Consider the following 22,239-nt stretch of genomic DNA (forward strand, 5'->3'; position numbering starts at 1 on the left):
TCCTTACGTCCCCTCCCGGGTGCGCCGGGCACCGGGCCCGGTGCCTCCATCCTGCCGGAAGCATGCGATCCGCGCTCTTCTTGATGTTTGCGTCCGCAAATAGTCAGTCGGCCGGTGATGCCGGGGGACCGGCCGCGCCGTCGTCCGGCGCCCGGCGGCCGGGCCGGGGTCCGGCAACCCGGCGCGGCCCGCCTCGGCGCTCTCCACCGAGGACGTCGCCCGCGTCGTCGCGGGTCGGAGCGGCGCTCATCACGACGAGCCGCACCGCGGCGGGATGCGAGCCGCTTCCCGGCTCCACCGGGCGGGTGCGCGCGGCTTGCCGGGCTGTCGAAGCGGGCTTCGAGATCCGTGCCGCCGCCTCCGTCGTCGGCGGGTGAGCGCTCGCGCTCAGGCGCCCAGGGCGCGAGTCAACGTCGCCAGTAGGCGCTCGAGCGCAGCGCGGTCGCTGTCGCTGAGGCCACGCAGGACTCTCGCCTCGTTTGCCAGATGCTCCTCGATCAGGAGGTCGACCAACGCCAGTCCGGCGGGGGTCAGTGCCACCACTCTGCCGCGAGCGTCGGATTCGACCACCGAGCGGGACACGAGCCCTCGGGCGATCAACCGGTCCACCCGCTTGGTGGCCGCGCCGGTGGTGACGAGCATCCGTTGGCTCAGCTGCCCAGCCGTGAGCGCGTACGGCTCACCCTCGCGGCGCAGCGCCGCGAGGACGTCGAACTCGCCGTTGCCGAGGTCCGCCGCGGCGAACGGGGGCCGCAGGGCCGTGTCGAGTACGGCGGCCAACTGCTGGATCCGACCAATGATCAGCAGCGGTCTGGGGTCGAGGTCCGGTCGCTCGCGTCGCCACTGATCAACGATCCGGGTGATGCGGTCGTCATCCACCGTCGCATCCTATCTTCCGTGGAAGGTAAACTCTCTTCCATGGAAGATAAACTTGAGCGTGCGGTGCCGGTCACGGCCTACGTGGACCCGTCCTGTCCGTTCGCCTGGATCACCTCACGCTGGCTGGTGGAGGTGGCGCGGATGCGCCCGGTCGATCTCCGGTTCGAGGTGATGAGCCTCGCGGTGATCAACGAGAACCGCGAGCTGGAACCCTGGTACCGCGAATTCAACGACCGTGCGTGGGGGCCGGCGCGGGTGTGTACGGCGGTATCGGCCGAACACGGCCCCACCGCCCTCGCGAGTCTGTACGAGGCGCTCGGTCGCCGGATCCACACCGAGGGCGACAAGGATTTCGACGCCGTCGTCCCGGCGGCCCTCGCGGAGGCGAGCCTCCCCGCCGACCTGGCCGGAGTCGCCCGTCGCAGCGACGTCGACGCGAGGATGCGGGCGAGCACCGCCCGCGCACAGCGACTCGTGGGCGAGGACCTCGGCACCCCGACGGTCGTGGTCGACGGCGTGGCGTTCTTCGGCCCCGTACTGAGCTCGATCCCGCGCGGGGAGGAAGCTCTGCGCGTCTTCGAGGGCGCCCGTCTGCTCGCCGCCTGCGGAGCCTTCTCCGAGCTCAAACGCGTCCGGGCCGACAGCCTCAGTTTCGCCTGACCCGTCCTACCGTGCGGCGGGTCGAGACCGTGAGAAGGAAGTCCCCGGGGGTCGCCCGCACCGCGTCAGTCGGTCAGGCGAGGCCGGCGTCGTGGGCGAGCAGAGCGACCTGGGTACGGTTGTCGAGGTCGAGCTTGGTCAAGATGTGCGACACGTGGGTCTTCACGGTGGCCAGGGTCATGTCCAGCGCGGTGGCTATCTCGGCGTTGTTGTGGCCCTGACCGATCGCCACGACGACGTCGTGCTCGCGGGGGCTGAGCGCCCCGAGGATGGCCTTGGCGCGGGCGTACGCGCCAGCTTGGACGGCGACCCGGTCCATCAGCCGACGGGTGATCCGCGGGGACAGGATCGGCTCGCCGGCCGCGACCTGCCGGACCGCCTCGGCGATCCGAGCCGGCGGCGTGTCCTTGAGCAGGAAGCCGCTGGCCCCGGCACGCAGCGCGTGCAGGATGTTCTCGTCGGTGTCGAACGTGGTGAGCACGATGATCTCGGGCGGTCGCGGGCGCGCCCGCAGGCGACGCGTGGCGGTTATGCCGTCGACTTGACGCATGCGCAGGTCCATCAGCACGACGTCCGGCGCGTGCGCGTCGGCGGCGGCCGGCACCTGGTCACCGTCGGCGGCCTCGCCGACCACCGCGATGCCCGGCGCTCCATCGAGCATCATGGTCAGCCCCGCGCGGACGAGCGCGTCGTCGTCGACGACGAGCACACGCACCGCAGGGGTCACGCCGGCCATGGTATCGAGGCGTGCAGCCGGAACTCCCCGCCGACCACCTCGTGGTCGAGCTGCCCGCCGGCCAGGTGCACCCGCTCGGTGAGCCCCACCAGCCCGGCGCCTCCGGACCACCCGGGCGGTGCATTGCCCTCCGTCGTCAGCGCGTTGCGCACGTCGATCCGCAGGCCCGCCCCGGGCCCGCCACGCAGGGTGACGTGGACCGGTTGGCCGGCAGCGTGTTTGCGGGCGTTGGTCAGGCCCTCCTGGATCACCCGGTAGGCCGTGCGGGCCACCGAGGGGGGCGCCTCGGCCGGCTCGGCCACCGCCTCTCGCAGCAGAACGTCGGTGCCGGCGTCACGGGACTCCTCCACCAGGCGTGGGACGTCGGCCAGCACCGGCTGCGGCCGGCCGCCATCGCCGTACGGCGGGTCGTCGTCGCGCAGCAGCGAGATCACTTCGCGCAGCTCTTCGAGTGCCTGGTGCACGCCGTCCCGGACGACCCCGGCGGCCCGGGACAACCGTTCGGGTGAGGAGTCCGGACGGTACTCCATCGCGCCGGCGAACGTCGCCAGCAGCGACAGGCGGTGGGCGAGGACGTCATGCATCTCCCGGGCGATCACGCGCCGTTCCAGCATGCGCGCCTCGGCCACCCGGCGGCCCTGCTCCGCCTCGGCGCGGCGCGCCCGGTCGTGCAGCGAGCGGATCAGCGCCTCGCGGGCCCGCGCCCACGCACCCCAGCCGAGCAGCGCCAGGTAGCCCACGGCGACCAGAGCCAGCCACCAGCCGTACGAGATGCCACCGCTGGATCGCCAGGCACCCTGGACCGCGTGTGCCGCGAGCCCGGCCGCCGCCACCGCGACGGCAGTCGGGGTACGTCGGCGCCGTGCCACCTGCACCGCGCCGATGATGGCCGGTGGGGTGGCCGCCGGCGACACCGCGGCGAGCAGGGTGAGCACCACCGTGGTAGCGGTCGGCCGCGTGAGCAGCAGCGGCGTCAGGAGCAGGCTCAGCGCGCCGGCCGAGAGGTCGAGCGCCAGCAGCGGGCCGACCGGACGATTGATCCACCAGCCCAGGACCGTCGCCGCGACGAGCATGCCCGACACGCCCAGGATCGCGCCGACCGCCGCGACGCCGGGACGCCTGTCGCAGTCCTCCGACCCTGGAGAGAGGCTGTTCACCCGGCGAGGCTAACGGGCGGGCGTCGGATCCCGACACCTTCCAAAGTTGGTGGTCGGGCTCTCCGAGGAGGGTATCGGCGCGGCTCCCGGTCCGATGTGCCCACGCGGCCAGCGCCGTGATGCTCTCGGCATGACGAACGAGACGCAGCAGACCACCGACACGACCAGGGCCACCGCGCGGCGTACGGGCCGTGCGTTCACCATCACCGCGGGTGCGGCCGGCGCCCTCCTGCTCTGGGCGGTCCACAGCCCCTGGGCCGGCACCGACCTCGCCGTCCGACGCGGGGACGCAACTCAGCACGTCGGCCCGGTCGCCGTCGTCGTGACCGCGCTGATCGCCGGCCTGGCCGCCTGGGCCCTGCTCGCGCTGCTGGAGCGGACCGTCCGTCGCCCCGCCCGGACGTTCCGGGTCATCGCGCTGATCGTGCTGGTGCTGTCGCTGGCCGGCCCGCTGGCCAGCGCCGTCGACACCACCAGCCGGCTGGCGCTGCTCGGCATGCACCTGACCGTCGGGGCGGCACTGATCATCGGCCTGCCCGGCCGGCGGAACTGCCGGTGAGCACACGCCACCGTCGGTGGTCGGTCGCACGCGCTGCTTCCAGGCCGACCACCGACGGCGGCTCGCCGAGGACGGCGCTACCGCCGTTCGTGCCTCAGTCCGTGCTCTCGGTCTCGGCCAGCCGGTCGGCCGGGGCCTGCGCCACCGGGTGGCCCGTGTCGTCGACCAGTCCGGGTGCCATGCTGCCGCCGTGGGCGTCCTGCGCCGCCCGGGTGCGGCGGGTCTCCTCATCCTGCGGCACTCCGGTCCGCTCCCCGTCAGGTCGCTGGTCCCGCTCGGTCATGCGTGCCCCCTTCGTCGGTCCTGACCAGCGGCGGTACCCCGACGAGCGGCCGGGAAACCGATCAACGACCGGTCCCGGCCGCCCGACCGGTCACCGTCGATCACCAAGGCGGCTGACGGCCACGCGCCGCCCGGGACAGGACCCGGGGGCGCGCCTCCCACCTGGCGGACGTTGCCCGATGCGTACCAGCCGCGCGTGCTCCACTGCCGGTTGGCGCCGCCGGGGCAGGCTCACAGGTGAACCTGACCCCCTGCTGGGAAGATCGCCGGGTTCAGCTCCGACTCCATCGTTGGTTGGCCGAGCCGGTGCAGTCCCAGATCTGGATGCGCGTGCCGTTGGCCGTACCGTTGCCGACCGTGTCCAGGCACCGGCCCGAGCCGACTCCGGTGATCGAGCCGTCGGCATTGAACCGCCACTGCTGGTTGGACTGGCCGTTGCAGTCCCAGATGATCACCGAGCTGCCGTTCGTGGTGCTGGCGCCGTTGACGTCGAGGCACTTGCCGCCGAAGACGCGCAGCTCCTGGGCGGCCGTCGAGGTCCAGCTCTGGTTGCTCTGGCCGTGGCAGTCCCAGATGATCGCCGCCGTGCCGTTGGCCTGAGAGGCGCCGTTGACGTCCAGGCACCGTCCGGACGACGTGCCGCGCAGGGCAGACGTGCCGCCCGGTGGCGGGGTCGTCGGTGGCGGGGTGGTCGGATCGGTGCTGCCGAACTGGGTGAAGAACCTCCACACCTCGCCCTTGGTCCACGTCCTGGCTCCGCTGTCCCCGCCGCCGTCCACCGGGCCGGGAGTGTGCCCTCCGTCGAAGGCGGCCCAGACCACCGGATAGCCGGACCGGCAGCCCGAGTAGGTGGTGGTGATGTGGGTCAGGCTGCCCGCCCTCGGCTCGGGCGGGTTCTGTGCGGTGCACCCGTTGTTCCGTACGAACGTGTCACGCAGGGTCCGTCCGGCGGAGACGTTGAGCACCGGGTCCCCGATGCCGTGGATTCCCATGTAGGCGATCGGTTGGGTGCCGCCGTTGCATCCGCTGAGCTGCCCGCCGGAGTAGACCGCGACAGCGCGGAAGACACCTGCCCGCGAGCAGGCCAGCGAGTAGCTCATGCCGCCGCCGTAACTGAAGCCGAGCGCGAAGAGCTGTGTCGTGTCGACACACAGGTCCGCCTCGATCACCCGGATCATGTCGTCGACGAAGGTCACGTCCTGGCCGCCGGGGTTGGCCCAGCCGTTGCCGTTGCCCTGGGGGGCGACGAAGATGGTGCTGTTGTTCGCCTGCTGCCGCAGCCCGTAGTAGGACCAGGCCGCCCCGTCGGACCCGCCGCCGTCGACGTCGTTGGCGGTGCCGCCGTTCCAGTGGAATCCGAAGATCAGCCGGTAGGCGTGGTTCCGGTCGTAGTTGTCAGGAATCCGCAGGATGAAACTGCGGTTCTGGCCGCTGCTCTGGATGGATCGTTGGCCGCTGGTCAGCGTGGGCGCCTTGCCGCACCCGGCGGTCGCCGCGGCCGCTCCGACGTCCGCGGCCGACGCGGTGGTGCTCAGACCCCCGGCCAGTGCCGCCGCGCTCACGGTCACGATGACGGCCGCCGCCGTCGCGAGAAAGCCGAGGATGGGTCTACGTCTTGTCATGAGAGGGCTCCCGCCACTCGACGCGAACTGATTGAGGTCCACGGCGATCCGGCTCATCGACGCAGGTCTTCGCCGCCGGTCTCGCCGCCCACGCGGGACCGGTCGTTCGTCGACTCGGCGGTGGCCCACATCGTGCGCGCCCGAACACCACGCCACCGATGCCGGACGGTGCCACTGCACCAGGCCCGACGTCGAATCGATTCGCTCCGACGCTAGGTGGCACAGTGAAAGATGTCAATGCCATCTCCCGCCGGGCGGCTCGTGCACCTGGTCGCCCCGGTTGCCCTGGGCAGTCGTCTCGTGCCCACGGGCGACGAACCCGGGCGTCGAGGGCGATCACGGCTTGCGGCGTAGTTCGCGCAACACTCCGTGCCGGCGGACGGCCCAGGCGAGGCGCCGGACGCTCGGGTGCCGGACGAACAGCACCGCCGCCCGGCGGATCAGGCCGAGCCTGTTGTCACTCATCTGGTTGTCGACCGCCTGCCAGATCAGCTCGCGTACCGTGGCGCTGTCCAGCACCGCCCGTACCTCACGTCGCACCGCGGGATCCTCCGCGGCCGAGGCGATGGCGGCGGCCAGGCGCGGTCGGTCGGCCAGCGGCTCCACCACGGCCGCGACGAGCGGCCGGCGGACCTCGTCCTGCTCCAGCAGCAGCAACACCGCTTCCCGGATCTCGACCGTGTCCAGGCCGGACCGCAGGAGGCTCAACAGGCTGCGCTCGACCTCATTGTCGTGGTCGGTGACGGACAGCGCGGCCAGCAGCACCGCCACCTCGTCGAGGTCGATGAGGTGACGCACTCCACTGCGGAACTCCGGCAGACCCCACGCAACCTGCAGGCCCTTCACCAGATTGCGATTCATGAGGGATCCGCTACCCGCAAGCCGAAGCTGGCGAAACCCGTATCAGCCACGACGGCCGAGGAGCGGCGGGTGACCGGGTCGCCCCACCGCGCAACGCCCCGACGGCGAAAGGCGACGAAACGTCGGCATTGGCGCGTGGTGAACGACGGCTATCCGAACGGCGGTCCGGCGTCGATCATTGCCCGGAGATAGATATGAGTCATTCTCACCTCCGGGCGGAACGCCCGGGCACGGAGGGCGAGACGTGAGCACCGAAAGCCGGGCGTACCGAACGGTCCGACCCCGCGTCCCCGGAGGTCCGCCATGCCCCGTCCCGCTCACCGTTCCCGGCTCGCGGCGTTCACCGCCGCAGCCCTGACCGCGAGCGTCCTGACCGTCATCCCGCCGACACCGGCGATGGCCGCCAGCACGTTCGCCGCAAACGACTACTGCCTCGGCCAGTGCGCCGACATCCTGCCCCCCGGGCAGAACGGCAACGCCACGCTCGTCGACATCCTTGCGCACCAGGCGCTCGGCACCCGCCCGGCGCACTCCAGCGACCAGCTCGACGAGTACGCGAACCTGGTCTACAAACTACGCCGGGCTGACCGACGAGCAGATCGGCCACTTCTACAACGACGCATCGTTCGGCGTACCGGCCGCGCAGGTGGAGAGCACCGTCTCGCCACGCGCGGACGTCACGATCGTGCGGGACAAGGCCACCGGCGTTCCGCACATCACCGGCACCACCCGCGCCGGCACCATGTTCGGCGCCGGCTACGCCGGTGCCCAGGACCGGCTCTGGGTGATGGACCTGCTGCGGCACGTCGGCCGGGGCAACGTCACCTCGTTCGCCGGCGGCGCCCCCGGCAACCGGGAACTGGAACAGAGTGTCTGGGCCAACTCGCCCTACACCGAGGCGGACCTCCAGGCCCAGGTGGACGCCCTGCGCACCAAGGGCGCGCGGGGTCAGCAGCTCTACACCGACGTGGTCGACTACATCGCCGGCATCAACTCCTACATCGACAAGTCGATCGCCGACGACAACTACCCGGGCGAGTACGTGCTCGCCGGCGCCGGCAAGCCGAAGCACTTCACCATGACCGACCTGATCGCCACCGCCGGCGTCGTCGGCGGGCTCTTCGGCGGAGGCGGCGGCAGCGAGATCCAGTCCGCGCTGGTCCGGGTGGCCGCCCGGGCGAAGTACGGCGCCACCGAGGGCGACAAGGTCTGGGCGGCGTTCCGGTCGCAGAACGACCCGGAGACCGTGCTCACCCTGCACGACGGGCAGAGCTTCCCGTACGGGGCGACGCCGCCGGGCGCGACGAGCGCGGTGCTGCCCGACGCCGGCTCGGTGGTCGCCGAGCCCCTCGCCTACGACGCCACCGGCGGCGCCGCCGCCCGCACCGGCGCCAGCACCGCCACGAAGGAGCTGCTCGGCGGCCTGTCCAACCTGCGCGCGCACGGCATGTCCAACGCGGTCGTGGTCTCCGGGCGGCACACCACCACCGGCAACCCGATCGCCGTGTTCGGCCCGCAGACCGGCTACTTCGCGCCGCAACTGCTGATGCTCCAGGAGTTGCAGGGCCCCGGCATCAGCGCGCGGGGCGCCGCGTTCGCCGGGCTCAACCTCTACGTGCTGCTCGGGCGGGGCCAGGACTACGCGTGGAGCGCCACGTCCGCCTCCCAGGACCTCACCGACACGTACGCGGTGCCGCTGTGCACCACCGACGGCAGCGCGCCGACGCTGCGCACCAACCGCTACCTCTACCACGGTCAGTGCCTGGCCATGGAGGCCCTGGAGCAGCGCAACTCCTGGTCGCCGACGCTCGCCGACTCCACCCCGGCCGGCTCCTACACACTGCGCGCGCTGCGCACCAAGTACGGGCTGGTGTCCTACCGGGGCCTGGTGAACGGGCGGCCGACCGCGTTCACCAAGCTGCGCTCGACCTACCGGCACGAGGCCGACTCGGCGATCGGCTTCCAGGCCTTCAACGACCCGTCGGCGATGGGCAGCGCGGCGGCGTTCCAGACGTCCGCGGCAAGCGTCGGGTACGCGTTCAACTGGTTCTACGTCAACTCGACCGAGGCGGCGTACTACAACTCCGGGTCGAACCCGGTCCGGTCGTCGGTGACCGACCCGAACCTGCCGGCGAAGGCCGAACCGGCGTACGAGTGGGTCGGCTGGAACCCGGACACCAACGACGCCACGTACGCCCCGCCGTCGGCCCACCCCCGGTCGGTGAACCAGGACTACTACGTGAGCTGGAACAACAAGCAGGCGCGGGACTTCGGGGCGGCGGACGGCAACTTCAGCTTCGGCTCCGTACACCGGGGTCAGTTGCTCGACGGCCCGGTGCGCGCCGCGATCGCCCAGCGCAAGCTCGGCCGCGCCGACCTCGTCAAGATCATGGCGGACGCGGCGGTGACCGACCTGCGCGGTCAGCAGGTCCTCGGTGACCTGCTGCGGGTGCTGGACGGCGCGCCGGTCACCGACCCGGCGCTGGCCGACGCGATCGGCAAGCTGCGGGCCTGGCAGCAGGCCGGCTCCCGGCGGGTGGAGACCGCACCCGGCTCGAAGGTCTACCAGCACGCCGACGCCATCCGGATCTTCGACGCGTGGTGGCCGCTGCTGGCCTCGGCGGAGTTCCGCCCCGGCCTCGGGCCGGACCTCTACGGCGCGCTCGTCGACGCCATCGAGGTGAACGAGGCGCCGTCGGGCGGCCAGAACGGCGGGCGTGGCGGCGCGGTGAGCTGGGCGCCGCAGGGACAGGCCCACAAGGGATCGTCGTTCCAGTACGGCTGGTGGGGCTACGTCGACAAGGACCTGCGCACCGTGCTCGGCGACCCCGTCGCCGGTGGACTGGGCCGCGCGTACTGCGGCAACGGCAACCTCGGCGCGTGCCGGCAGTCGCTGACCGACACGCTCGGCCAGGCCGCCGCCGTGCCGGCGACCACCGTCTACCCGGGCGACAAGTCCTGCGGGGCCGGCGACCAGTGGTGTGCCGACTCGATCGCCCAGTCCGGCCTCGGCGGCATCACCCACCCGCTGATCGCCTGGCAGAACCGCCCCACCTACCAGCAGGTCGTCTCGTTCCCGGCACGCCGGGGTGACGACGTCACCAACCTGGCCCAGGGTCGCCCGGCGAGCGCGTCGAGCACCCAGTTCCTGACCAGCTACACGCCGGACAAGGCGGTCGACGGGAGCCTGGGCAGCCGGTGGGCCAGCAGCTACAACGACAACCAGTGGCTCCGGGTCGACCTCGGCGCCGCCCGCACGGTGAGCCGGGCGGTACTGCGCTGGGAGTCCGCGTACGCCACGTCGTACCGGATCGAGGTCTCCGGTGACGGCAACTCGTGGACGCCGGTGTTCACCACCACCGCCGGTAACGGCGGCGTCGACAACGCCACCTTCGCCCCGGTCACGGCCCGCTACGTGCGGGTGTACGGCGTCAAACGGGCCACCTCGTACGGGTTCTCGCTCTACGAGTTCGAGCTGTACGGACGGTGACCCCAACCCCGGGGGCCGGCGGGAACACCCGTCGGCCCCTGCGGGCCGGGACGGGTCCGGTCGCATCGCCTCAGCGCCCGCACCGACTCGGCGAGATGGGCCTGCCAACGCGGGCAGGTCGCGGTGTCCCCTGGTCACCGTGGATGGCCGAAGTGGTGGGTGAGGGACGCGCGCAGCGTCTCGGCGTCGCCGGCCGACCAGGCGACGAAGCAGTCGGGGCGTACCAGCATGGCTGTCGCGGTGGTGCCCTCCAGCGATCCGGTGACCACGTCGACCCGGTCCCGCCAGGGCGCGGCCACCTCGGCGTAGGCGCCTGTGGAGTCCAGCAGCAGCGGACGGGCGGCACGGGTCAGTTCGGCGAGACGGACCGGGCCGCTCTCACCGTGCACGACCACCTCTGGCGCGTAGCGACCGGCCAGTGGGTCGGCGGGGTCGGCAGGGTAGCGGACGTCCGCGCCCGACATCAGCGCCGCGATGTGCCCGGTCACCTCCGGGATGCGCAAGAGTTCGGCGAAGAGTTCCCGCAGGCCGGTGATCTCGTCGCCGGGGCCGATGAGCGCCGACTGCGCCTGGGTGGACATGACCACCCGTTCTGCGACGGGGCGGCGCTCGGTCTCGTACGTGTCGAGCAGGCCCTGCGGTGCCCGGCCGCGCACCGTGGCGGCGAGCTTCCAACCCAGGTTGGCGGCGTCCTGTAGCCCCAGGTTGAGGCCGGGGCCGCCGATCGCGGGGTGCACGTGCGCGGCGTCGCCGACCAGCAGCACCCGCCCGGCGCGGTAGCGGGTGGCGATGCGGGTGTTGCCGGCGGTCAGCCGCCGCAGCAACCCGGGGCCGTCGGGCGGACCGAGGGGGATGTCGGCACCGAGCACCCGCACGACGCTGGCGCGTAGCTCCGCCAGGTCCATCGGGGTCTCGTCGGTCGTCGGCGCGTCGGGCCACTCCGTCGTGCTCAGGATCGCCGGGCGACCGGGGAACGGAGCCCAGGCGATCAGGCCGCGCGGGGTGCGGGTGTGCTGGAACGGCGGGACGACGCCGTAGCCGGGAACGCGCAGGCCGCCGGTCCCGGGGTCGAGAAAAGGCGCGGGGACGGTCACCGTGGCGGTACGGGAGACCGACCGGTCGTTGGTGACGCCGGGAAAGTCGATGCCGGCGAGGCGGCGCACCGCGCTGTGACCGCCGTCGGCGCCGACGAGGAAACGGGACGTGAGCCGCGTACCGTCGGCAAGTCGGACCTCGACCGCGTCGGGGCGTTGGTCAAGGTCGACGACCTCGTGGCCGCGACGCAGGTCGACTCCGAGCTCGACGGCCCGTGCGGCCAGGGCGGCCTCGAGCTGGGCCTGTGGCACCCCGAGCGCGTAGTGCGGGTTCTCCGTGAGCACCGTGAGGTCCAGCGGGAACGCCCCGAAGACGAAGGCGGGCTGGGGGAGCGGCGGGGTGCTCTCGCCGGTGAGCCGTGTGTAGAGGCCGCGTCGGTCGAGCAGGCGGACGACCTGGCCGACGAGGCCGTTGGCACGGGGCTCGCCGGTGGGTGCGGCGTGGCGTTCGAGGACGACCGGGTGGACGCCGGCGAGGGCGAGCTCGCAGGCGAGCATGAGGCCGTTGGGGCCGGCCCCGGCGATGAGGACATCAATCATGATCGTGATCCTTTTCGGACGTGCGTCATCGCCACGGCGGGCGGCGGCGCGCGGCCGGCCCGCCGCGGGGTGTACGCGGCTGAGGAGGTGGGTGCTGTCGGCGTCGAGTGCGTGCTTCAGCGGCGGGGCGGCGGGAGGCCGGCGGCGACCTGGGTGAAGGCGTCGGTGATGAGGCGCTCGATCGGGGTGGGCGGGTCGGCGTTGTCGAGGTAGTGCTGCATGGCCACGGTGACGGCGGCGCTGGCGGCGGCCGCGACGAGTCGCGGATACATGTCGGTGGCGAGGTCGGTGCCGGTGCGGTCGGCGACCGCGGCGGCGAGTTCGGCCTCGGCTGTCGCGACGGCACGCAGTCGCTCGCCCTGTAGCGCGGGCTCGGCGAGCATGGTGCGGATGCCGGCCGCCCACTGGGTGTGGGCGGGGGACGGCATCGCCTCGACCTCGGGGCCGGGCGTGAACTGCTCCAGCGCGGCGTGGGTCAGTGCCGTCCAGAGCGGCTCGTCGGCGGGGCGTTCCCGCAGCGCGGCGGCGGTGCGCAGGCTGCGGTCCAGGTGACGGGAGGCGATCGCCTCGGCCTTGCTGGAGAAGTAGTTGTTGAAGGTGCGCGGGGAGACGCCGGCCGCCTCGGCGATGTCCTCGACGCGGACGTTGTCGTAGCCGCGCTCGACGGTGAGGTGGATCGCGGCCCAGCCGAGCGCCGCCCGCGTCTCGGCCTTCTTGCGCTCTCGGAGCCCCGTCATGTCACCCACGTTAGCACTAGTTGCGTGGCACGCAAAGATGCGTGCCACGCAACTTTAGTGGCGGGGTCCGGCGGTGGCGGCTACGGTTTGCGGGCGAGAAGCCCCACGAAGGTGTGGTACGTGTCGGTCTGGGCCGAGGCGGGCGTACTCGGCTCCGGACGCCACTCCGCCAGCGGCACGACCCCCGGCTCCAGCACCGTCAGGCCGTCGACGAAGGAGAGGATCTCCTCGTCCGTCCGCCAGCGACCGGTGCCCAGCGACTCGTTGAAGATCCGCTCGACCTCGCGGGCCTTGCGGGAGCCCTCCGGGTCCCGCTCACCCGGGTCACGGAAGTGCGAGATCGCCACGTAACTGCCCGAGGGCAGCGCGTCGATCAACTCCGCCGCCACCGCGCGCGGATCCTCGTCGTCACCGAGGTGGTGCAGGATCGCGAAGAGCAACAGCCCGATCGGCCTGTCGAAATCGAGGAACCGACGTGCGTCCGGGTGGTTGAGGATCTCCTGCGGTGCCCGGATGTCCGCCTGGATCACCGTCGCCGTGCCCTCCGCGGCGAGCAGCGCCCGCCCGTGGGTCAGGACGATCGGATCATTGTCCACGTACACCACCTGGGCCTTGGGGTTGTGCTCGGTGGCGACCTCGTGCACATTGCCCTGGGTGGGCAGCCCCGATCCGATGTCGAGGAACTGGTCGATGCCCGCCTCGGTGACGAGGAATCGAATCACCCGACGCAGAAAGGCCCGGTTCGCCTGACCGGCCGCCGGCCCGTCCGGTGTGATCCGCAGCGCGTGCTCGGCGACCTTCCGGTCGGCCTCGAAGTTGTCCTTGCCACCCAGGAAGAAGTCGTAGACGCGGGCCACACTGGGAATGCTGGGGTCGATGCCGGGGGGTGCCGCCTTGTCGCGGGTCACAGGCGTCTCCATTCGATTCGGATCAGCGCCCGCAGACGTCTGCGGGCGGTGCCGGGGTTGCGGCGAGTGTAGCGATCGGGAGGGCCGGATTCCGCCCCGACTGGTACCGCTCCCAACCGACCGGCCGTCACCTCGGCTGTCGTTCGGCGACGGTGTGTCGACGACCTGGGCATTGGTGCGAATCGACTCGACGATGTCACCGGGCGTGGTACCAATACCCGGATAGACGAGACCGGAGGAATTGGGCGTCCCATGTCGACGAGGGCTGTGGCGCTGCTTCGCAGGCCTGGGCAACCGCAGCGGCCGAGTCTTCTGGAACTCTTCTTCGACCTGGTGTTCGTCTTCGCCCTCAACCGGGTCTCCCATCGACTGGTCGAAGATCTGACCGAGCGACGGGCGGTCGTCGCCGAGGTCGGCGAGACGCTGCTGTTGCTGCTGGCATTCATGGTGCTGTGGTTCGTCACGGCCTGGGTCACCGACCTCTACGATCCGCAGAGGCTGCGACTTCAGCTGCTGGTCTACGCGGCGATGCTCGGCGCGATGATGATGGCGGTGGCGGTGCCGCACGCGTTCGGCGACCGGGCCCTGGCCTTCGCCGGCGCGTACGTCGCCGTGCACATCGTGCGTGGGCTGGTCATCGTGCCGGGGCTGCGCGGCCACGAGGCTCAGCGTCGAGCAGCCGGGGTGTTTCTCTGGTTCACGATATCGGCCGTGCCGTGGATCGCCGGGGCGATCGTGTCGGATCCGGCCCGCGGGCTGTTGTGGACGCTCGCGATCGGCATCGACTTCGCGGCGCTGCTGCTGTTCTATCCCGCGCCGTGGACCCGCCCCATCCAACGTGAATGGCCCGTCCTGGCCGAGTACATCTCCGAGCGCTACCGCCAGTTCTTCATCATCGCGCTCGGCGAACTGATCCTGACGACCGGATCGGCGTACAGCGACACGTCGTTCCGCGAGGGCGGAGCCGCGGCGGCCTTCGGGGTGGCGTTCGTCACGAACATCCTGCTGTTCCGGGTCTATCTCTTCAAAGCCGGCCAGTTGCTGCCCGAGGCGATCAGGGCCTCCGACGAGCCCGCCCGCCTGACCCGCGAGGCGTTCCTCGCGCACGTGCTCATGGTGGCCGGAATCGTGGCCGTCGCCGTCGGGTACGAGATCGTGATCGACCATCCGTTCGGCCACACCGAAACGGCGTGGGTCCTCGTCGTCCTCGGCGGACCCACACTGTTCCTGGCCGGACGTGCGCTTGTCGAACACGCCGTGTTCAACCGGGTCTCCCGCTCCCGGATCATCGGCGCGCTGGTCCTCGTCGGCGCCGCCCCGGTCATGCTCCCCCTGCCGCCGCTGGCCGCGGCCGTCACCGCCGTCGTCGTCCTCGGCGCCATCGCCACCTCCGACACGATCCGCGCCTGGGGACGGCCCCCCGAACGGCCGTACCCGCCCCGTCTGCACCACTGAGGTGGGGCGAGCCGTGGTCGGCGGGCCCGGGCCCGGCCGACCAGGCGGTGGCCGGGACTCCGCCTGTCGCTCAGGACAGCCCGTGTCGGCGCCGGCGGGTACGGTTTTCGATGCTCGACAAGCACAGTCATCGGCGGCTCGCCGCCGGGCGGCAGCGGCCAGCCTGGTGACGGACCGGGGAGGAGCGGGGTGTGACGCAGCGGAGGGCACTTGTGGTACGCGGCGGCTGGGAGGGGCACCAGCCGGTCGAGGCGACAGAGTTGTTCATCCCGTTCCTCGAGCGCAGCGGCTACGCGGTACGGGTCGAGGGGTCCACCGACATCTACTCCGACGCGGCCGAGATGGCCGAGACGGACCTCGTCGTGCAGTGCGTGACGATGTCGCAGATCACCCCGGACCAGGTGGCGGGCCTCAGCGCGGCGGTCGTCGCCGGGACGGGCCTCACCGGCTGGCACGGCGGCATCGTGGACTCGTTCCGCGCCTCGTCGGATTACCTGCACCTGGTGGGTGGCCAGTTCGCCACCCACCCGGGAAAGGAGCCGTGCGAGCGACACGGCGGCGCCGAGGACAATTTCCTGCCGCACACGGTGACCATCACCGACCTCGGTCGCCAGCACCCGGTCACCGCGGACATCGAGGACTTCGACCTGGTCACCGAACAGTACTGGGTGCTGCACGACGACCTGGTCGACGTGCTCGCCACCACGACCCACCCGACGCGGGCCTGGCATCCGTGGCAGCGGCCGGTCACCTCGCCGGCGATCTGGACCCGGCAGTGGGGTGCCGGGCGCATCGTCGTGACGACCCCGGGCCACAGCCTCGACGTGCTGGAGCACCCGAGCGTCCGTACCGTCATCGAAAGGGGAATGGTGTGGGCGACCCGCATCGCGTCGGCGTAGTCGGTCTCGGGGTCATCTCCCGCGCGTACCTGGACACGCTCGCGAACCACCCGGCGGTGTCCATCGCCGCGGTGGCCGACCTCGACGCCTCCCGGTCGGCCGCGGTCGCCGCCACGATTCCCGGCGCCGAGGCGTTGAGCGTGGACCGTCTGCTCGACCGCCCGGACGTGCAGACAGTCCTCAACCTCACCATCCCGGCGGCGCACGCCGAGATCTCGCTCGGCGCGATCGACGCCGGCAAGAACGTCTACGTCGAGAAGCCGCTCGCCGTGACGTTCCAGGACGGCGCTTCCGTCATCAGCAGGGCCGCGTCGGCCGGCGTCCGCGTCGGGTGCGCACCGGACACCGTCCTGGGCACCGGTACGCAGACGGCGCGGGCGGCGATCGACGACGGCCTCATCGGGCGGCCGTTGTCCGCGTCGGCAGTCATGGTCACGCCGGGGCACGAACGCTGGCACCCCCAGCCCGACTTCTACTACGCCCCGGGCGGCGGCCCGTTGCTGGACATGGGGCCGTACTACATCTCGGCGCTCGTGCACCTGCTCGGGCCGGTCCGCGCGGTGGTCGGGGCCGCCAGTCGGCTGCGCGCCGAGCGTGTCATCGGCTCGGGTCCGCGCCTCGGCCAGCGGATCCCGGTGCGGGTGGACAGCCACGTGACGGGCGTACTCGAACACGCCAACGGCGCCCTGTCCACCATCACGACGAGCTTCGACGGCGTCGCCACGACGGCCGCGCCGATCGAGGTGCACGGGGAGACCGGGACGCTCGCCGTACCCGATCCGAACGTCTTCGACGGCGAGGTCCGCCTGTTCGCGCTGGGCGGCAGCGAGTGGCGTGTCCTCCAACCGCTGGCCGGGTACGCCCAGGCGTCCCGGGGTGTCGGCCTGATCGACCTCGTCCGGGCCGACGACAAGCGTCCGCCGCGTGCCGGTGGCGACGTCGCGCTGCACGTCCTCGACATCATGACCGCGCTGCTGCGCTCGGCGGCCGAAGGCCGGCGGGTCGAGCTGACGACCGTGGTGCGGCGCCCGGCGCCCGTCCCGCTCACCCCGGTCGAGGACTGGACGGCATAGACGACGGGTTCGGGCTGACCGGCGCCGGATGCCAGCTCCGGATACGTCAGACCATTCACCGCCGCCAATGATCAACGGATGTTGATATTGACCGATGTCATGATCGTCGTTAGCCTTGGGCAAGCGATCATGCCCGGTGGACGAACGTTGTCAACCCGGCAGTGACTTCGGGGGGGCTGGCCCGTTCATGCGCAGATTCGGCATCATCTGGGCAGGGCAGCTCGTCACGTTGATCGGAAATTCGGTCCTCCGGTTCGCCTTCGTGGTGCAAGCCTGGACGTCCGGCCAGCGGGCCACCGCGGTCGTGCTCCTCTCGGTCCTCGCGGTGCTGCCGCAGGTGCTGCTGAGCCCCACCGCCGGGGCGCTGGTGGACCGGTTGCGCAAGCGGACGGCGCTGCAACTCGCGGACATCGGTGGGCTGGTGGTCGTGGGCGCGCTGACGGCCCTGCACTTCTCCGGGCAGCTCCAGCTCTGGCAGATCTACCTGGCCGTCGCGCTCCTCGGTGCCGCCGCCGCCTTCCAGTACCCGGCGCTCTTCTCGGCGATCCCCCTGCTGGTCGCCAAGGACCAGCTGCAACGCGCGAACGGTCTGCTGGGGACGGCCCGCAGCACGGCGGAGATCTGCGGACCCGCCCTGGCCGGGGTGCTGGTCGCCACCTCCGGGCTCGGAACGATCCTCCTCGTGGACCTGCTCAGCTTCGTCCTCGCCCTGCTCACCATCCAGGCGGCCGGGCTGCACGAGCAGCCTCGCGACGGCGGCACCGCCGAGCCCCGCCGCAGACTCGGCGCCGAGTCCCTCGACGGACTGCGGTACCTGTTCGTACGACCCAGCCTGCGTGGCCTCGTGTTCGTCATCTTCGTGGTCAACCTGGTGATGGTCTTCGGGTACGCCATCGTGCAGCCGATGATCCTGGCCCGCACCGGCAACGACGCGTCCGCGCTGGCGAGCGTCATGGCCAGCATCGGCGTCGGCGGGATCCTCGGTGGCCTGCTGATGGGGGTGTGGGGCGGCCCGAAGTCCCGGATCCGGGGCATGCTGCTGGGCGTGGTCGGCATGTGCCTGACCTCCCAGGTCCTGCTGGCCGCGTCCCGCGACGTCCCCGCCTGGTGCGCCGCCATCCTGGTCGGGGCACTGCTCATGCCGATTGTGAACGGCACCATGCAGGCGATCATCCAGACCAAGGTGCCCCCGCAGCGGCAGGGCCGGGTCTTCGGCGCGGTGATGTTCGTGTCCCAGATCTCCGCGCCACTGGCCATGGTCAGCTCCGGGCTGGTCGCCGACGGGGTCTTCGAGCCGCAGGCCGCCGCGGGCAGCGGGCTGGTGGGACTGCTCCAGCCGGTCGTCGGGAGCGGCCCCGGCAGCGGTATGGCGGCGATGCTGCTGATCGCCGGGGGATGCGGGATAGCCGTCGCGGTGTGGGGGATGGCCTACCGCCCGCTCCGCGACATCGACGTGATTCTCCCCGACTGGGATGGCGTTGCCGAGCAAAGGGAAGAGAGGAAGGTGCCGACATGACGAGCAATCCGTTCGAGGACGAGAACGGCGAATACCTGGTGCTTGTCAACGACGAGAACCAGCATTCCCTGTGGCCGGTCGACATCGACGTTCCGGACGGCTGGCGTACCGTCCACGGTCCGGCCGGCAGGGCGGAATGCCTGTCCCATGTCGAGACCCACTGGTCGGACATCCGGCCGGCGAGCCTCGTACGGGACGCCGCCGACGCCGACCGGGTCCCGGCTGACACCGGAACCGCGGGCTCCTGAGGTGGGCTCCGAACGGGCGGGCGCCCGCTGCGTACACGAGGTCTTCGAGGAGCAGGTCGCCCGTACCCCGGACGCGACGGCACTGGTGTACGGCCCGGAACGGGTGACCTATGCCGCCCTGGACGCGCGCGCGGACCGCCTGGCCCGGTGCCTCGCCGATGCCGGCGCGCGGCCCGGCACGGTGGTCGGGGCGCACCTGGAGCGCGGTGTCGACCTGGTGGTCGCGATCCTCGCGGCGTTGAAGGCCGGTGCCGGATACCTGGTGCTCGACCCCGCCTTTCCCGCACAACGGCTGCGCGGCATGGCGGAGGATGCCGGCGTGGCCCTGGTGGTCGCCCGGACCGACGCGGCCGTGCGGCGGCTCGGGACCGGAGCCCGGTTCGTCGACGTGGACGTGGACCAGGGAGGACAGCTGCCCCGGGGTGCCGGCCGGGCCCGACCCGGAGACCTCGCGTGCGTCATGTTCACCTCCGGCTCGACCGACCGGCCCAAGGGCGTCGCGGCGCCGCACCACGCGATCGTCGGCACGCTGACCGGGCAGGACGACCTGCCGACCGCGCCCGGCGCGGTGTGGCTGCAGTGCGCGCCGGTCTCCTGGGACGCCTTCGTGCTGGAGCTGTGGGGCGCGCTGCTGCACGGTGGCACGTGCGTGCTGTTTCCGGGGCACCGCATGGACCCGGTGGTGGTGGCCCGTCTGGTCGGCGAGCACGGCGTCACCGCGATGTACCTGTCCAGCAGCCTGTTCAACGTGCTGGTAGACGAGTACCCGGCCGCGCTCGACGGCGTCCGCGACCTGCTGGTGGGCGGCGAGGCGCTGTCACCGGCGCACGTCGGCCGGGCGCTGGACCGCTTCCCCGGGCTGCGGCTGCGCAACGGGTACGGGCCGGTCGAGGCGATGATCTTCGTGACCACCCACCCGGTGGTCCGCACCGAGACGGAGAGCGCCTCGGTGCCGATCGGCCGGCCACTGGCCGGGAAGGCCGCGTACGTGCTCGACGAGCGGCTGCGGGTGGTGCCGGACGGCGAGGTCGGTGAGCTGTACGCAGCCGGGGCCGGCCTGGCCGACGGTTACCTCGGCCGCGCCGGACTCACCGCCGACCGGTTCGTCGCCAACCCGTTCGGCGCGCCCGGTGAACGGATGTACCGGACCGGGGACCTCGTGGTCCGCCGGGGCGCCGACGGGCCGTTGGACTTCGTGGGACGGGTCGACGCCCAGACGAAGATCCGGGGCTTCCGGGTCGAACCGGCCGAGGTCGAGGCGGTGCTGACCCGGCATCCGGCGGTGGAACGGGCCGCCGTGGCGGCCGCCGACGACCGTCACGGCGAGCGGCAACTCGTGGCGTACGTGGTGCCGGCCGAGGGGTGCGAACGCGCACCCGGGCGGGACGAACTGCGTACCCACGTCGCCACCGTGCTGCCCGAGTTCATGGTGCCGGCGGTGGTGGTCGCGGTGGACGCGCTGCCGCTGACCGCCAACGGCAAGCTCGACCGCGCGGCCCTGCCGGCGCACCTACCAGGTGCCGACAGGCCCGGGGCGTCACGTCCGCCGGGCACCGACGCCGAGAAGGCCCTGTGCGAGCTGTTCGCCGAGGTGCTCGGCGTCCAGTCGGTCGGCGTCGACGACGACTTCTTCGACCTGGGTGGCGACTCGCTGCGGGTGGCGCGGCTGCTCAGCCGCATCCACACCGTGCTGGGCACCGAGATCGGCGTACGGGCGATGTTCGAGGCGCCCACCGTGGCCGCGGTGGCGCGGCGCCTGGACGAGGCCCGAGGCGACTCGACCCACCTGCCGCCGACGGTCGGGGCCGGGAGCGCCGGGCACGGTACGCCGCTGTCGTTCGCCCAGCGGCGGCTCTGGTTCCTCGACCAGGTCGACGCGGGAATCGCCTACAACGTGCCGATCCTCGTCCGGCTCCGCGGCGAGGTCGACACCGCCGCACTGCTGGTCTCGCTCCAGGATCTCCTCGACCGGCACGAGGCGCTGCGGACGGTGTTCACCGTCGACGACGGTGAACCGGAGCAGCGGGTGCTGCCGGCGGGGCAGGCGCGGCTCGACACCGAGGTGGTCCGGGTCGCCGACGACGCCGACCTCGCCGAGCGGGTCGCCTCGGCCGCCCGGTACCGGTTCCGGTTGGACGCCGAACCTCCGTTCCGGGCCGTGGTGTACACGGTCGACGCCGACCAACCCGGCGCGGCCCTGCTGCTGGTGATGCACCAGATCGCCGCCGACGGCTGGTCGCTGGCGCCCTTGCTGCACGACCTGTCAGGCGTGTACGCGGCCCGCCGGGTCGGCGCGGCACCCGAGCCGCCGGTGCGGCACGCCGTGGCCGTCGACCAGCGGGCGCGGATCGGCGACCCGGCCGACCCGGACAGCGTGGCCGCCCGGCAGCTCGCCTACTGGCGGTCGGTCCTGGCCGACCTGCCCGGCGGGCTGGCCCTGCCCCGCCGCGCCGACCGGCCGACCGCCCCCGGCCCCCGGGCGGAGACCGTGCTCCGGCAGATCGACGCCGGCGTGCACGCCCGGCTCGTCGAGCTGGGCCGGCGGCACCGCGCCACGCTGTTCATGGTGCTGCACACGGCGCTGGCCGTCGTGCTGAGGCGGGCCGGCGCGGGTGACGACATCGCCGTCGGCGCGCCGATCGCCGGACGGACCGTCGCCCCGACCGACGCGGTCGGCTTCTTCGTGAACATGCTGGCGCTGCGGACCGACCTGTCCGACGAGCCGACGCTCGCCGAGCTGCTGACCCGGATCCGGGAGGTCGACGTCGAGGCCTTCGCCCACCAGGACGTGCCGTTCGAACAGGTGGTGGCCGACCTCAACCCGCCGCGCTCGCCGGGTCGGCACCCCCTGGTGGACGTCGTGCTGGTCCTGCAGAACAACGTGCGGACCAGTCTCGCCGTGGACGGCGTCCCGAGCGGGGCGGAGGTGATCCGCACCGGCGCGGCCCGGTTCGAGCTGCTGGTGGACGTGACCGACGACTACGGCCCGGACCGTACGCCGGCCGGGATCGCGGTGACCGTCGAGTACCAGGCGGAGGTCTTCGACCACGCCGTGATGCAGTGGCTGGCGGACGCCCTGCTGCGGGTGCTCGACGTGATGGTCGAGGCGCCGCAGACCCGGCTCACCGACCTCGACGCCCGGCTGGCCCTGCCAGCGGGTGCGGACGCGGCGGCACCGCCGCCCCGGCGGCCGTCCGGCCGACCGGTCCACGTGGCGCCGCGTACCGAGCTGGAACGACGGCTGGCCGCGCTCTGGGCCGACGCGCTCGGCGTCGAGCGGGTCGGGGCGCACGACAACTTCTTCGACCTGGGCGGCAACTCGCTACGGGCGGTCCGGGTCGCCGCGCGTCTCGCCACCGTGGAACGGCTGCCGGTGACCGCCAGCCACATCTTCGCCGCCCCGACCGTCGCCGAGCTGGCCCGGGCGTTGACCGACGCGCCGACGGTCGCCACGACCCCGATTCCCCGCCTGCCCCGCATCCCACGGGTCCGCTCCGGCCGGACCTCCCCCGGCGAGGAGTGA

Annotated in this window: 17 protein-coding genes and 1 pseudogene; 9 read left to right on the top strand and 9 right to left on the bottom strand. The window is 72.2% G+C overall.

What is annotated here, in order from left to right; all coding sequences use genetic code 11:
- Nucleotides 1-387: 387 nt before the first annotated feature.
- Nucleotides 388-879, bottom strand: coding sequence for a MarR family transcriptional regulator (locus ABZS77_RS18980; protein ID WP_354824163.1), 492 nt, complete (start codon nucleotides 877-879; stop codon nucleotides 388-390).
- A 39-nt stretch (nucleotides 880-918) separates the two neighbouring features.
- On the opposite strand from ABZS77_RS18980, the gene ABZS77_RS18985 reads away from it, so the two are divergent.
- Nucleotides 919-1,539 (top strand): disulfide bond formation protein DsbA, encoded by a 621-nt coding sequence (locus tag ABZS77_RS18985; RefSeq protein WP_354824165.1) that lies wholly within the window; start codon nucleotides 919-921, stop codon nucleotides 1,537-1,539.
- Nucleotides 1,540-1,612: 73 nt separating this feature from the next.
- Here the strand turns inward: ABZS77_RS18985 and ABZS77_RS18990 are convergent, their stop codons facing one another.
- Nucleotides 1,613-2,275, bottom strand: coding sequence for a response regulator transcription factor (locus tag ABZS77_RS18990; protein ID WP_354824167.1), 663 nt, complete (start codon nucleotides 2,273-2,275; stop codon nucleotides 1,613-1,615).
- Nucleotides 2,263-3,432 carry a histidine kinase gene (locus ABZS77_RS18995; protein WP_354824169.1) on the bottom strand — a complete coding sequence of 390 codons (1,170 nt, stop codon included), beginning with the start codon at nucleotides 3,430-3,432 and terminating at the stop codon, nucleotides 2,263-2,265. The genes ABZS77_RS18990 and ABZS77_RS18995 overlap by 13 nt, the downstream gene beginning before the upstream one ends.
- 130 nt (nucleotides 3,433-3,562) lie before the next feature.
- On the opposite strand from ABZS77_RS18995, the gene ABZS77_RS19000 reads away from it, so the two are divergent.
- Entirely contained in the window at nucleotides 3,563-3,991 is a 429-nt protein-coding gene (locus tag ABZS77_RS19000; RefSeq protein WP_354824171.1) for a DUF6069 family protein, read from the top strand.
- A 94-nt stretch (nucleotides 3,992-4,085) separates the two neighbouring features.
- Here ABZS77_RS19000 and ABZS77_RS19005 read toward each other — a convergent pair whose 3' ends face one another.
- The 3 genes from ABZS77_RS19005 to ABZS77_RS19015 form a co-directional block, all read right to left on the bottom strand.
- A complete protein-coding gene (locus ABZS77_RS19005; RefSeq protein WP_354824173.1) occupies nucleotides 4,086-4,274 on the bottom strand; it encodes a hypothetical protein in 189 nt (62 codons plus the stop codon).
- 271 nt (nucleotides 4,275-4,545) lie between these two features.
- A complete protein-coding gene (locus ABZS77_RS19010; RefSeq protein WP_354824175.1) occupies nucleotides 4,546-5,895 on the bottom strand; it encodes a ricin-type beta-trefoil lectin domain protein in 1,350 nt (449 codons plus the stop codon).
- A gap of 336 nt (nucleotides 5,896-6,231) precedes the next feature.
- Complete coding sequence (locus ABZS77_RS19015) at nucleotides 6,232-6,756, bottom strand: hypothetical protein (protein ID WP_354824176.1); 525 nt, start codon at nucleotides 6,754-6,756, stop codon at nucleotides 6,232-6,234.
- Between the two features lie 303 nt (nucleotides 6,757-7,059).
- Between ABZS77_RS19015 and ABZS77_RS19020 the strand changes: the two are divergent.
- Nucleotides 7,060-10,246, top strand: a pseudogene (locus ABZS77_RS19020) (penicillin acylase family protein).
- A 134-nt stretch (nucleotides 10,247-10,380) separates the two neighbouring features.
- Here ABZS77_RS19020 and ABZS77_RS19025 read toward each other — a convergent pair.
- The 3 genes from ABZS77_RS19025 to ABZS77_RS19035 form a co-directional block, all read right to left on the bottom strand.
- On the bottom strand, nucleotides 10,381-11,880 hold the full coding sequence (locus ABZS77_RS19025) for an FAD-dependent monooxygenase (protein ID WP_354824178.1): 1,500 nt from the start codon (nucleotides 11,878-11,880) through the stop codon (nucleotides 10,381-10,383).
- A gap of 116 nt (nucleotides 11,881-11,996) precedes the next feature.
- Nucleotides 11,997-12,617: a helix-turn-helix domain-containing protein gene (locus ABZS77_RS19030; protein WP_354824180.1), complete on the bottom strand. Its 621-nt coding sequence runs from the start codon at nucleotides 12,615-12,617 to the stop codon at nucleotides 11,997-11,999.
- Between the two features lie 80 nt (nucleotides 12,618-12,697).
- Nucleotides 12,698-13,525 (bottom strand): SAM-dependent methyltransferase, encoded by an 828-nt coding sequence (locus tag ABZS77_RS19035; RefSeq protein ID WP_354824182.1) that lies wholly within the window; start codon nucleotides 13,523-13,525, stop codon nucleotides 12,698-12,700.
- Nucleotides 13,526-13,777: 252 nt separating this feature from the next.
- Here ABZS77_RS19035 and ABZS77_RS19040 point away from each other — a divergent pair, with 252 nt between their 5' ends.
- The 6 genes from ABZS77_RS19040 to ABZS77_RS19065 all read left to right on the top strand — a co-directional run bounded on the left by ABZS77_RS19040 (nucleotide 13,778) and on the right by ABZS77_RS19065 (nucleotide 22,239).
- Nucleotides 13,778-14,980, top strand: a complete 1,203-nt coding sequence (locus tag ABZS77_RS19040; protein ID WP_354824184.1) for a low temperature requirement protein A — start codon at nucleotides 13,778-13,780, stop codon at nucleotides 14,978-14,980.
- 191 nt (nucleotides 14,981-15,171) lie between these two features.
- Entirely contained in the window at nucleotides 15,172-15,879 is a 708-nt protein-coding gene (locus ABZS77_RS19045; RefSeq protein ID WP_354824186.1) for a ThuA domain-containing protein, read from the top strand.
- On the top strand, nucleotides 15,852-16,952 hold the full coding sequence (locus ABZS77_RS19050) for a Gfo/Idh/MocA family oxidoreductase (RefSeq protein ID WP_354824188.1): 1,101 nt from the start codon (nucleotides 15,852-15,854) through the stop codon (nucleotides 16,950-16,952). Before ABZS77_RS19045 ends, ABZS77_RS19050 begins: the two co-directional genes overlap by 28 nt.
- A 187-nt stretch (nucleotides 16,953-17,139) precedes the next feature.
- The gene (locus tag ABZS77_RS19055) at nucleotides 17,140-18,468 is read left to right on the top strand and encodes an MFS transporter (protein ID WP_354824190.1); all 1,329 of its coding nucleotides are present in this window, start codon (nucleotides 17,140-17,142) and stop codon (nucleotides 18,466-18,468) included.
- Nucleotides 18,465-18,716, top strand: a complete 252-nt coding sequence (locus ABZS77_RS19060; RefSeq protein ID WP_354824192.1) for an MbtH family protein — start codon at nucleotides 18,465-18,467, stop codon at nucleotides 18,714-18,716. Before ABZS77_RS19055 ends, ABZS77_RS19060 begins: the two co-directional genes overlap by 4 nt.
- Nucleotide 18,717: 1 nt before the next feature.
- Nucleotides 18,718-22,239, top strand: coding sequence for an amino acid adenylation domain-containing protein (locus tag ABZS77_RS19065; RefSeq protein WP_354824194.1), 3,522 nt, complete (start codon nucleotides 18,718-18,720; stop codon nucleotides 22,237-22,239).

Origin of the sequence: Micromonospora sp. NPDC005298 (assembly GCF_040607375.1) — a bacterium.
Lineage (GTDB): Bacteria > Actinomycetota > Actinomycetes > Mycobacteriales > Micromonosporaceae > Micromonospora.

What these genes read in the sequence shown, in the direction of transcription:
- ABZS77_RS19010 (WP_354824175.1), bottom strand. Translation starts at nt 5,895, where the DNA reads ATGACAAGACGTAGACCCATCCTCGGCTTTCTCGCGACGGCGGCGGCC.
- ABZS77_RS19030 (WP_354824180.1), bottom strand. Translation starts at nt 12,617, where the DNA reads ATGACGGGGCTCCGAGAGCGCAAGAAGGCCGAGACGCGGGCGGCGCTC.
- ABZS77_RS19055 (WP_354824190.1), top strand. Translation starts at nt 17,140, where the DNA reads ATGCGCAGATTCGGCATCATCTGGGCAGGGCAGCTCGTCACGTTGATC.
- ABZS77_RS19015 (WP_354824176.1), bottom strand. Translation starts at nt 6,756, where the DNA reads ATGAATCGCAATCTGGTGAAGGGCCTGCAGGTTGCGTGGGGTCTGCCG.
- ABZS77_RS19000 (WP_354824171.1), top strand. Translation starts at nt 3,563, where the DNA reads ATGACGAACGAGACGCAGCAGACCACCGACACGACCAGGGCCACCGCG.
- ABZS77_RS19025 (WP_354824178.1), bottom strand. Translation starts at nt 11,880, where the DNA reads ATGATTGATGTCCTCATCGCCGGGGCCGGCCCCAACGGCCTCATGCTC.
- ABZS77_RS19005 (WP_354824173.1), bottom strand. Translation starts at nt 4,274, where the DNA reads ATGACCGAGCGGGACCAGCGACCTGACGGGGAGCGGACCGGAGTGCCG.
- ABZS77_RS19060 (WP_354824192.1), top strand. Translation starts at nt 18,465, where the DNA reads ATGACGAGCAATCCGTTCGAGGACGAGAACGGCGAATACCTGGTGCTT.
- ABZS77_RS18990 (WP_354824167.1), bottom strand. Translation starts at nt 2,275, where the DNA reads ATGGCCGGCGTGACCCCTGCGGTGCGTGTGCTCGTCGTCGACGACGAC.
- ABZS77_RS19040 (WP_354824184.1), top strand. Translation starts at nt 13,778, where the DNA reads ATGTCGACGAGGGCTGTGGCGCTGCTTCGCAGGCCTGGGCAACCGCAG.
- ABZS77_RS18985 (WP_354824165.1), top strand. Translation starts at nt 919, where the DNA reads ATGGAAGATAAACTTGAGCGTGCGGTGCCGGTCACGGCCTACGTGGAC.